Below are 10,917 nucleotides of genomic sequence, written 5' to 3'. Positions count from 1 at the left end.
TCGCAGGGGAGGACTGGGGCCATGTCTGAACACTCGATTAATGTTGCAGCAGCCGCCGCAACCAAGAAGAAGATGAACCTGATGCAACTAACGTTCATCGTTGCGGTGAACATGATGGGCTCAGGGATCATAATGCTGCCGGCTAACATGGCGCAGGTCGGAGCCATTTCCCTCCTTTCCTGGTTGGTCACTGCGGTAGGATCAATGGCGATAGCTTACGGATTCGCTCAGGCGGGCCTGTTTAATCAACGGCCCGGCGGGATGTCGGCTTATGCCGAGGACGCTTACGGCAAGCCGGGCTACTTCCTGGTATTCTTCCTCTATTTTCTATCGCTTGCGGTCGGCAATGTGGCGATCGGTATTTCTGCCGTCGGCTATCTCGCGGGTTTCTTCCCTGGCTAACGACTACTCCGATTATGACCTGCATAAGCCTGATTGCCTTGTTGTGGCTGACCACCGTTGCCAACTTCGGAGGCCCGCGTGTGACCGGCCAAATCGGTTCGGTCACGGTCTGGGGTGTGATAATTCCAGTTGGACTGATATCGATCATCGGCTGGGCCTGGTTCTCTTCAGAGACTTTCGCCGCTGCTTGGAATCCCAAGGATATGAGCCTCGCTCAGGGCATGGGATCGAGCATTTCGTTAACTCTATGGGCCTTTCTCGGCATGGAATCGGCTGCGCAGAACTCCGACGCGGTGGAGAATCCGAAGCGCGATGTGCCTCTCGCCTGCATGTTCGGTACGCTTGGCGCTGCCGTAATCTACATTCTCTCCACGACGGTGATACAGGGCATCGTGCCGAATGCAGACCTTGCCGCATCGACTGCACCCTTCGCGCTCGCCTACGCCACCATGTTCAGCCCGGCCATCGGCTCGGCCATCATGGCGCTCGCGGTCCTCGCCTGCCTCGGCTCGCTGCTCGGCTGGCAGTTCACCATCGCGCAGACTGCACGAACCGCTGCCGACGAGCGCATGTTCCCGGCTCTCTTCTCGAGAGTGAATGAGATGGGTGCACCGGTAACAGGGATGATCGTGATGGGTGTCGTTCAATCTCTGCTCGCGTTGATGACGATCTCGCCGACACTGAGCGAACAGTTCGCGGCGCTTGTCAATCTCGCAGTGGTTACGAACGTGCTTCCATACATAATCTCCCTTTCCGCACTCTTCGTCATGATGAGGGCTGCAGGAGTGCCGGAACGCAAGTTCCGCCTGAACGCCGCAATCGCCATGATTGGCATGCTCTACAGCGTCTTCGCCATCTATGCATCGGGTAAGGATGCCGTTCTTGGCGGCATGCTCGTCACGGGCATTGGTTTCATCATCTATGGCCTCATCGCACCGAGATTTACGACTAGCACGGGGCAATTGCGGACGGTGTGACTGTCAGCAGAACGATGGGGAGGATTGACATTATGCTGTTTGCGCGAACCACGAACTACCCGAGCAGAGGGTTCTGGATCGGTGGGCTTTTGGCAGCGACTGTTGCTGTCGGCTTGCCGAGTGCTGGGCGGGCGCAGACCCTTGACCGCGTCCGTAGCGCGGCGGCCGTCAAGCTCGGTTACGATCCGAACGCGAGACCTTTTTCCTTCAAAGACGAGGGCGACAATGCGGCAGGCTACTCCATAACGCTATGCACACAGGTGGCTAACGAGCTTAAGGGCGAACTTGGACGTACCGACCTGGTGATCGAATGGATCCCGCTCAGCGAGGATGCCGCTTACCGTGCTGTGCAGGACCAATCCATAGACCTTTTCTGCGGTGCAGAACCGATCACGTTAACACGCCGTAAGGAAGTTTCCTTCTCCATCCCGATATTCCCGAGCGGAACGGGTGCTTTGCTCAGCGTGAGCGCTCCCTTGGCCCTGCGTGAGGTCCTGACCTATGGTCAACCCTCCGATCGGCCTATCTGGCGGGGCTCGCCAGCGAGAACTCTACTAGAGCACAAGACTTTTTCACCGATTGCTGGCACCACCAGCGAAGGCTGGCTCTCGGAGCGCATCAAAACTTTCCAGCTCTCTGCCACCGTGACGCCAGTCTCGACGTATGATCAGGGGATTGAAAGTGTTCTGAATGGCAGCTCCAACGTGGTTTTCGGCGACCTGCCTCTGCTTCTTGATGCCGCCGCGCGCAGCGAGAATTCGAGCAACCTGATCGTGCTTAAACGTCATTTCACTTACGAGCCACTGGGACTGGTATTGGCGCGCTATGACGAGGATTTTCGGCTCGTAGTAGACAGAGCACTAAGCGGTGCCTACCGCTCGGAGGACTTTCGCGCGTTGTTCACGGAGTGGTTTGGTCCACCGGACGAGTCGGTTGTCACGTTTTTCCGGCAAGCGGCTCTGCCTGAATGAGGGGGTCCGGTTTCCACCTGCAATCACCGGCAGCGATTCGATAGGCTCCCGGTTCTGTTTTCGGCAGGAGATAGACGGGCGAGTAACTTTGCTGCGGCGATGCGATCGGAACGGTGATGAACGCAGCCATGATGCACATCGTTGCGAGCCAGGGTCCGCATTGGCAACGGTCGTCGAAGGTGCCATCGGGGGCGCCACCGTTTCGGGTGCAAACGCCGAGACCGATGACGTCTTCTTCTCATGGAAAAGGCGAGACACGGATGTACGATACAGCGGCGAGTACCGATGGCCACGACCGACAGAAGAAACAGCGGGGTTATGCGCCTCTGGCGAAAGCCGTTCCATAAGGATGGCGATGGGAACGAAGACGATGAGGGCAAGGAGGGGCGCTTGTCGAATCTCGTAATGACAACTCCTCCGGAGCGCAAAAGCGGTACACGGTGCCACGTTGCTCGGGATTACCCATCACGTGAGGAGCATAGAGGCACCTGCGGCCGGCTTAATCGTTCACCACGGTCCATTTCTCATCCGGATCGAAGCGGTCGATGAAGGGCACGATTGTATCGGTACTAAGGCCAAGGTCACGTTCATAGACGATGCCCTGCTGGTTGACGAGGAAGGTTTTGACGCCCGTCTCGGCATAGCGGACCGGCCAGGCGATCAGCGCGAAGCCGGCGATCATGTTGTCGTTGATAATATAGTCGTACCGGCCGCCGGCGATGTTGTCACCTTGTGACGTTAGGATGCGGTAGCGGTAGCCGAAATAGCCTTCACCGGCCTTGGCCCTCTCCAGAGCCGCCTCGCTGATAGCGTCGCCGACCGGGCTCTCGCCATCGCCTTGATCGGCCGGCCAGTAGAGGCCGTCGGTCTGGCCAGGATTGCTGATCAGCTTCTGGGCATACTCGAGCACCCCATCGGCGTCGCGATCCTGATTGGCGTAATCCTTTTGGGCCTCGACATAGGCGCGCGCCGTCTCAATCGCCTCCAGCTCGTTCTCGCCGACGCGGCGGTTGACGATCTCCTCAAGCCCAACATAGGTGTCGAAGGCCCATTTACCATCCTCGCCCTTGCTGATCGGAAACGGCAGTGGCCAGAGCCGATCGCCGATCTCGATGACCTTGCGGCCCTCCAGATCGCGAACACGGATATTGCGGGCTGCACCCTCGCGAATCTGCGTGAAGGTGTCCATTGCCCCTTCGCCGGTCCTGAGTTTTGCCGCGTCGAGACCGAGCAGCTTGGCGACGCCGTCGAAATCATTGGCGGCAAGTGTCGATCTCAACGCCTCCACCGCCTTGACCGGATCATCGAATACCGGCGGATCCTCGGCCGCGGCGTAGTCTTCAATGTTTTCCGGCGGCTCAACCTGCGCGAAGCTCAAATCGATGGATGCGACCGCGAGCGTGAGGGCGATCGTCGGTCCAAAAAGAAGCGGATGAAAGAGCTTGCTCATGATCATTCTCCCGTGCCCGGTCAACGTCTGCCGCCGCCGCGTCCGCCACCGCGGCCACCGCCGCCACGGGCCACCGGAGGCCGCCCGCCACCGCGGCTCATCTGCGGCCTTCCGCCGCTGCGATGACCGCCACCCATGCTATGGCCGCCGCGCCGCGATGAAGCGACCTCGCGCCGGCCGTGATTGACGTTGCCGAGGCCCGACGGCTTCTTTGGCCGGTTCTGCGCCTTCGAGGCCATCTTCTTCTTCCCCGCCGGCCGGTTAGCCGAGGGCTTCTTGCCCTTCGGCCGATTGACGCTCGGCTTGTTGCCGCCGGCTTTTGCCTTGGCCGTTGCCTTGCCGCCGCCCGGCCGGGCGGCGGCTTCCCGCCTCGGCTGCGCCTTCAGTCCTTCGAGCGTGCTCTTGCGCACGTCCTTGAGCTGACCGCCTCCGCCGCCCGGGCGCGCCTGTGGCCGCTGCCGGTTGATCTCGGCGGCGCGGTTACGTAGGTTGTTGTCGCCCTTGGCCTTGATGTTGTTCTTGAGGTTCGTCCGGTCGAACTTATTTAGCTGGTCGCGGTCGAAGCTGAGCTTGCTGCGGTCGACATTCTTCCAGTCGATATCGTTAAAGTTGAGTTTGCCGTCAAAATCGATGTTGTTGAAGCACTTGTTGCAGTCGACGTCGATGTCGCCGTCCCAGTCGCCGCCCCAGACACCCCAGTCGTCCCAGTCGACGATGGCGCCGAAGATCGCGCCGGTCACGGCGCCTGCGAAGAAGGCCGCGCCGGGATACCAATAGGCCGGGTGGGGCTCGTCGTAATAATCAATCGGCACCGGCGCGTAGCCCGGCTCGTAGAGCATCTCCGGCGGGTACTGCGGCACATAAATCGTTTGAGGGTTCGCTGATTGGATAATGATGTTGTCACCCTCTTCGACCACCGTCATCTTGTCGTCGGTCTTGATGATGTCCTTGGCGACCGCCTCGTCGCGCAGTTGTTGGATGGCGATCAGCACGTCCTTCTGCTGGTTGGCAATCGCCGCACCGAAGCTCTGGGTCCATTCGAGGTCCTCGCTCATCATCTTGACGATCTCTGGATAGTTCAAAAGCGAGATCACGCTGCCGTCCCAGCTTTCCTTCGGCTTCAGGTCGGGGTTTTTCTTCTGGGCCTGAAGGAAGCGCTCCGCCTCGATAATTTGCAGAGGGAAGAGCGAAGCGGCCGAGACCAGTGCCACCAGCTGGTCCGGATAAAGCGCGATTCGGGCGACCAGAACCTCGAGTTCATCGTCGCTGAGCGGTTCGGGCGCCGCCTCGGCGGGCGTAGGCGGTGGAGGGCTTTGCTGGGCCAGCGCGAGACTGCCAGGCGTCAGGAGCGCCAGAGCAATTGCCGTGGCGCGGCAAAGAAAGAGAAGCCGCTGTTTGTCCATTTTCCTCCCCGGGCCCGAGCTTCACGAACGGGTTGGCGATGCGCGACCAATATCGTCACGCCGGACTTGGTTCATGGTTGAGCGTTGGTTGCAGAAGGCCTGGTAGGTGGCTTCACCTGTTTATTAATTGTACCCGTGGCGCCCGTATCCGGCGTTTGTGTCGCGCCTCTGCGCTTGAGGAGGTACTTGTTAATAGGTTCTCGCTGACCGTCTACCGTGCGCTGGTTTATGTCGATGCCCTCGTAGTACTCGTCTGCGCCAGCGGGCGCCGCGGCACCTAACACCAGCGAAAGGACAATCATCACCGCTCGTTTTTTCGGAGTCTTGCACATTGTCAAATCCCTCCTGCCTGCAGGCAATTCCTCCTTTTTATTATGTAACCGAAGGGCAGGTCGTTGATCGCAATCAACACGGGACAAAATTACGTCCACGCCTACTGGAGCACCAACCGAGGTTGCCGAAAAACCGGCGTGGTCGGCCGCCATTTGTCTCAAATCAATGACATGCCGACGGTCCATTCCTAAAATTCGAGAAGTGGAACGGGCGCGTCTTACCGACGCACGCCGCCTTGCCTGGCGACCTGGGTCCCATGAATGCGATGACTTAAGGCGACTTGGAGGAAAACACGACGATAGCGCAAGAGGCGTCTTCAATCATGCTGCATTCCGTCAGCCGCGGACGATGACAGATTCTCGGAGCGTTTGGATTTTACGTCCTTGTGTCCTTGCTTGTCATTGGGGTCGAAATCTGGCTCGCCGGAGTGGTCGTACTGCTCGCGACTCCGCCTATTTGCGGTCGATTGGAAAGATAGGCCCGCTCTGAGCGTGGGTGGGTCAAGTTGCTAAAGGCTCCGGTTCAAGGGGGAGACGCGTATGCGCAACTTTGGGGTTCATTCGGAAGTCGGTAAGCTCAGAACCGTGATGGTGTGCAGACCATCCTTGGCGCATCAACGACTAACCCCGGCCAATTGCCACGACCTGCTGTTCGATGATGTCATCTGGGTTCACGAAGCTCAGAAGGATCATTTCGATTTCGTTCTGAAGATGCAGGAAAGAGGCGTCGAGGTCTTCGAACTCCATGATCTCCTGGCCGAGACCCTCGCGCATGCGGATGCGCGCAAGTTCGTCCTCGATCGTCGGATAACGCCCAATGTTATGGGCTCCCAGATCGCCGAGGCGATGCGCCCGTGGCTCGATGAGATGGATACGAAACAGCTCGCCGCTTACCTCATCGGCGGAATTGCCATTGCGGACCTTCCCGAGGGCAGGGGCAAGAAGCTGATGGTTGGCGCCTTCGGGGGACTGGAATTTGTAATCCCGCCCATTCCAAACACGCTTTTCCAGCGCGATCCATCCTGCTGGATCTATAACGGCGTGACGTGCAATCCCATGTTCTGGCCCGCGCGCCGTGCCGAAACGCTGGTGCAGCGGGCGATCTATAAGTTTCATCCGACGTTCAAGGGAGGCGACTTCCACATCTGGTGGGGCGACTCGGACGAGCAGTTCGCCAATGCGACGATGGAGGGCGGGGACGTTATGCCAATCGGCAATGGCACCGTGCTCGTCGGAATGGGGGAGCGGACGACCTACCAGGCGGTCGGGCAATTGGCCAAGGCCCTGTTCAGCAACAGGGCAGCGACCCAGGTCATCGGCTGCCTGATGCCGAAGAGTCGGGCCGCGATGCATCTCGATACGGTATTCAGTTTCTGCGACCGTGACGTCGTGACGCTTTTCGCCGACGTGGTGGACCAGATCCGCTGCTATAGCCTGTACCCCGTCGATGACGATGGCAATTTCGAGGTGCGCGCCGAAGACCGTCCGATGCTCGAAGTCGTCAGCGAGGCGCTGGGCATTCGAAAGCTCAGAACCGTCGCCACCGGCGGCAATGCCTATGAGGCTGAGCGCGAGCAATGGGACGACGGCAACAACGTCGTCGCCCTCGAACCCGGCGTCGTCGTCGCCTATGACCGCAACACACATACGAACACGCTTCTGAGAAAGGCCGGCATCGAGGTCGTTACCATCCGCGGTGCCGAGCTGGGGCGAGGGCGAGGTGGCGGCCATTGCATGACATGTCCCATCTGGCGAGAGCCGGCCTATTGAAGAATTCCTCATCCTGACTTGGCGATGGAGCAGCATCATGAGTTTCAATCTTCGCAATCGCTCGCTTCTGACGGTGCAGGACTACACGCCGCGCGAGTTTCGTTACCTCCTTGATCTCGCGCGCGATCTGAAGCGTGCGAAATATGCGCGAACGGAGCAAAAGCACCTGGAGGGGAAGGAAATCTGTCTCATCTTCGAAAAGACGTCGACCCGTACCAGATGCGCCTTTGAAGTTGCCTGCTCCGATCAAGGTGCCAACGTTACGTACCTGGATCCTGCTGGTTCGCAGATCGGTCACAAGGAATCGTTCAAGGATACGGCGCGCGTCCTCGGGCGCATGTATGACGCCATAGAATACCGCGGTGCTTCCCAGAACGGTGTGGAGACGCTCGCCCGATACGCGGGGGTGCCGGTCTATAACGGCCTAACCGACGAATATCATCCGACGCAGATGATCGCCGATGTGATGACCATGCGTGAACATGCGGACAAGCCCATCGCCGACATCAAGTATGCGTATGTGGGAGATACAAGGTCGAACATGGGGCATTCCTTGCTGATTGTGGGCTGTCTGCTTGGAATGGACGTGCGGATATGTGGCCCTCGGTCACTTTGGCCCTCAGAAGAATATCGAAGCATCGCCGAGAAACTTAAAGAAAAATCGGGAGCGCGGCTGACAGTCACCGACGAACCCGAGGCGGCTGTGCAGGGCGCCGATTTCATTCACACCGACGTATGGGTATCGATGGGCGAACCGAAAGAAGTCTGGAAAGAGAGAATCCAGTTGCTGACGCCGTACCAGGTCAATGCGGATTTGATGAGGGCGAGCGGAAACGCGCAGATCAAGTTCATGCATTGCCTGCCGGCCTTTCACGATACCGAGACAACGCTCGGAAAGCAGATCGCCAGCGACTACGGAATGGACAACGGTCTCGAGGTGACCGACGATGTCTTCGAGTCCGAAGCGAACATCGCCTTCGAGCAGGCGGAGAACCGGTTGCACACGATCAAGGCCCTGCTTGTCGCAACGCTGGGAGATTGAGCATGCGTGTCGTCATCGCATTAGGCGGCAATGCCCTCCTCAAACGCGGCGAGCCGATGACCGCGGATGTGCAGCGCCGTAACATCAGGATCGCAGCCGACGCAATCGCTCCAATTGCTGCCGAGCACCAGATCGTGATCACGCATGGCAACGGACCCCAAGTGGGAACTCCTTGCCCTCCAGGGTGCAGCCTACAAACCGGACGAGGCATATCCGCTCGATGTGCTCGGTGCAGAAACCGAGGGCATGATCGGCTACATGCTCGAGCAGGAGCTTGGCAATCGTCTCCCGTTCGAACAGCCGCTTGCCACATTGCTGACGATGGTCGAGGTCGAGGGCAGCGACCCGGCGTTTCAGAATCCAACGAAGTTCGTCGGCCCTGTATATGAGGCGGAGGAGGCAGCAAAAATCCATCAAGAAAAAGGTTGGGTCTTCAAGCAGGACGGCAACAAATGGCGCCGGGTGGTTCCATCTCCTATTCCCAGGCGGATTTTCGAGATTCGCCCGATACGTTGGTTGCTCGATCAGGGAACTATCGTGATCTGCGCCGGGGGCGGTGGTATCCCAACCATGTACGATCGAGACAATGAGCGGGTGCTCGGGGGCGTCGAGGCGGTCATCGACAAGGACCTTTGCTCAGCGCTGCTTGCACGCGAGCTCACGGCGGATCTGCTCATAATGGCGACCGACGCGGAAGCCGTGTTCACCGACTGGGGAGCAGCCGAGCAGAAGGCGATATTCAAGACGAACCCGGAGAAGCTTGGAGCCTATTCTTTTCCAGCGGGTTCTATGGGTCCGAAGGTGGAAGCCGCCTGCCATTTCGCCAGGCAAACCGGGCAGACCGCCGCGATTGGCGCACTGCAGGACATTGGCGCAATTCTCAAAGGCGAGCGGGGCACCATCATCAGCCCGAGTTTCCCCGACATCACGTGGCATGAACGGAACATGGCGTCCATTGGGAGCTAACATGAACGACATCGTCCACGACGACTCCGCGGCCCCGCAAGGCGGCCCAACTGCGCCGTCATTGGTCGACGCACTCATTCCCTGTATCACGCTCGTAATCCTTCTGTCGTTTTCCTTCGTACTGTTCGGCAACGATGCATCATCCGGTCCCAATCAGGTGGCCTTGCTGTTCTGCGGCATTGTTGCCGCGTCGGTTGCCTACAAGAACGGGTTGCCATGGGCCGGCATTCGTCAGGCGGTGATCGAAGGCATCGCAGCCGGACTGCCGGCGATCCTCATCCTTCTCGCCGTTGGGGCGCTCATCGGCACCTGGGCGATGAGCGGTACCATCGTCTCGATGGTCTATTTTGGGCTCAAGCTGCTCAATCCGACCTATTTCTACGCGACGGCCGCGCTTGTCTGCGCTGTGGTTGCGTTTAGCATCGGCAGTTCCTGGACAGTCGCCGGGACGATCGGCATTGGACTGATGGGCGTGGCGGCCAATATGGGACTGTCGCCCGCGATCACCGCAGGAGCCGTGATTTCGGGAGCGTATTTCGGCGACAAGGCCTCACCGCTTTCGGACACGGTGAACCTTGCGACTGCAACGGCTGGTTCCGACATCTACGGCCACATCCGCGAGTCACTCTGGATTTCGATACCTGCCCTTCTAATCTCATTGCTTCTCTTCGCGCTCCTCGGACAGCCAACCGATTTCGACGCCACAGGAGCGCTCGCCAAGATCGAAGGCACAGTCAGTGTGTCGCTGTGGTCCTTTCTCCCTCTCTTGCTGGTCTTTCTGTTCTCCTTATTCCGATTGCCACCTTTCGTCGCGATCTTCGCAGGCGCGCTCGCGGGTGCCATCGTCGCTGTTCTGCATAACCCGCAGAGCGTCGCGGCCTTTGCCGCCGCGCCCGACCTGCCTGTGGGACTTGCTCTGTTGAAGGGCGCCTGGTCGGCACTCGCCAATGGCTACATCTCCTCAACCGGTGAGAAGTCCATCGACCTCATTCTGACCCGAGGGGGCATGTCCAGCATGATGAACACGGTCTGGCTCATCATTACGGCCTTAGCCTTTGGCGCAGTGGTGGAGTACGCGGGCTTGCTGAAGCGATTGGTCGAGCCTTTGGTCGCGCGAACCAAGTCGGCTGCCGGACTCATCTCGACCGTCGTGGGCACGTCAATCCTTTCGAATCTGATAACATCCGATCAGTATATTTCGGTCGCCATCCCAGGAAAAGTGTTTGGTCCAACATTCGCCTCACGCGGTTTGGCGCCCGTCATGCTTTCGCGAGTGGTGGGAGACTCGGCGACCGTCACGTCGCCACTTGTGCCGTGGAACAGTTGCGGCGCGTACATGGCCGCGACTCTTGGTATCCCAACTGCCGCTTACGCTGGCTTTTGCTTCTTCAATATTTTGAGCCCATTACTCGCCGTCGCGTTTGGGTTTCTTGGCTGGCGTATAGTGAGGGCGAAGGTGCCAGAGGCCAGGCAGACAAGCCCCGCGCCTGCATAATCGGGAGGTTCGAGCACAGCCTAGGCAACGTGAAAACAGCGCGGGTTGATGCAAAACATGCAGCCATGTTTCCCATGATTACAAACTCTTCCGTCCTCTGGACTTAAAA

Annotated in this window: 7 protein-coding genes and 2 pseudogenes; 6 read left to right on the top strand and 3 right to left on the bottom strand. The window is 59.1% G+C overall.

From position 1 onward, the window contains the following. Nucleotides 1-21 precede the first annotated feature (21 nt). A pseudogene (potE, locus tag N0Q91_RS23040) lies at nucleotides 22-1,379 on the top strand (putrescine-ornithine antiporter). Between the two features lie 32 nt (nucleotides 1,380-1,411). Continuing rightward, nucleotides 1,412-2,350 carry an amino acid ABC transporter substrate-binding protein gene (locus N0Q91_RS23035; RefSeq protein WP_275598363.1) on the top strand — a complete coding sequence of 313 codons (939 nt, stop codon included), beginning with the start codon at nucleotides 1,412-1,414 and terminating at the stop codon, nucleotides 2,348-2,350. Between the two features lie 499 nt (nucleotides 2,351-2,849). Here the strand turns inward: N0Q91_RS23035 and N0Q91_RS23030 are convergent, their stop codons facing one another. From N0Q91_RS23030 to N0Q91_RS23020, 3 genes are all read right to left on the bottom strand, one after another. Continuing rightward, nucleotides 2,850-3,800 (bottom strand): DUF2950 domain-containing protein, encoded by a 951-nt coding sequence (locus tag N0Q91_RS23030; protein WP_275598362.1) that lies wholly within the window; start codon nucleotides 3,798-3,800, stop codon nucleotides 2,850-2,852. A gap of 20 nt (nucleotides 3,801-3,820) precedes the next feature. Beyond that, on the bottom strand, nucleotides 3,821-5,203 hold the full coding sequence (locus N0Q91_RS23025; RefSeq protein WP_275598361.1) for a DUF3300 domain-containing protein: 1,383 nt from the start codon (nucleotides 5,201-5,203) through the stop codon (nucleotides 3,821-3,823). Between the two features lie 71 nt (nucleotides 5,204-5,274). Then, on the bottom strand, nucleotides 5,275-5,721 hold the full coding sequence (locus N0Q91_RS23020; protein WP_275598360.1) for a hypothetical protein: 447 nt from the start codon (nucleotides 5,719-5,721) through the stop codon (nucleotides 5,275-5,277). A gap of 354 nt (nucleotides 5,722-6,075) precedes the next feature. Between N0Q91_RS23020 and arcA the strand changes: the two genes are divergently transcribed. From arcA to N0Q91_RS23000, 4 genes and pseudogenes are all read left to right on the top strand, one after another. Further along, on the top strand, nucleotides 6,076-7,305 hold the full coding sequence (gene arcA / locus N0Q91_RS23015) for an arginine deiminase (protein ID WP_275598359.1): 1,230 nt from the start codon (nucleotides 6,076-6,078) through the stop codon (nucleotides 7,303-7,305). A gap of 37 nt (nucleotides 7,306-7,342) precedes the next feature. Further along, nucleotides 7,343-8,347: an ornithine carbamoyltransferase gene (locus N0Q91_RS23010; RefSeq protein ID WP_275598358.1), complete on the top strand. Its 1,005-nt coding sequence runs from the start codon at nucleotides 7,343-7,345 to the stop codon at nucleotides 8,345-8,347. Between the two features lie 2 nt (nucleotides 8,348-8,349). Next, nucleotides 8,350-9,313: pseudogene (gene arcC, locus N0Q91_RS23005) on the top strand (carbamate kinase). 1 nt (nucleotide 9,314) lies between these two features. Then, nucleotides 9,315-10,808 (top strand): Na+/H+ antiporter NhaC family protein, encoded by a 1,494-nt coding sequence (locus N0Q91_RS23000; RefSeq protein WP_275598357.1) that lies wholly within the window; start codon nucleotides 9,315-9,317, stop codon nucleotides 10,806-10,808. Nucleotides 10,809-10,917: the final 109 nt, after the last annotated feature.

Source organism: Sinorhizobium prairiense, from assembly GCF_029201645.2.
GTDB classification, from domain to species: domain Bacteria; phylum Pseudomonadota; class Alphaproteobacteria; order Rhizobiales; family Rhizobiaceae; genus Sinorhizobium; species Sinorhizobium meliloti_A.
The sequence above is the reverse complement of the archived record's forward strand: the minus strand, read 5'-3'. Positions and strand labels throughout refer to the sequence as shown.

Excerpts from the sequence above, each read along its gene's own strand:
- arcA (WP_275598359.1), top strand. The coding sequence starts at position 6,076 with ATGCGCAACTTTGGGGTTCATTCGGAAGTCGGTAAGCTCAGAACCGTG.
- N0Q91_RS23030 (WP_275598362.1), bottom strand. The coding sequence starts at position 3,800 with ATGAGCAAGCTCTTTCATCCGCTTCTTTTTGGACCGACGATCGCCCTC.
- N0Q91_RS23025 (WP_275598361.1), bottom strand. The coding sequence starts at position 5,203 with ATGGACAAACAGCGGCTTCTCTTTCTTTGCCGCGCCACGGCAATTGCT.
- N0Q91_RS23035 (WP_275598363.1), top strand. The coding sequence starts at position 1,412 with ATGCTGTTTGCGCGAACCACGAACTACCCGAGCAGAGGGTTCTGGATC.
- N0Q91_RS23000 (WP_275598357.1), top strand. The coding sequence starts at position 9,315 with ATGAACGACATCGTCCACGACGACTCCGCGGCCCCGCAAGGCGGCCCA.
- N0Q91_RS23020 (WP_275598360.1), bottom strand. The coding sequence starts at position 5,721 with ATGGACCGTCGGCATGTCATTGATTTGAGACAAATGGCGGCCGACCAC.
- N0Q91_RS23010 (WP_275598358.1), top strand. The coding sequence starts at position 7,343 with ATGAGTTTCAATCTTCGCAATCGCTCGCTTCTGACGGTGCAGGACTAC.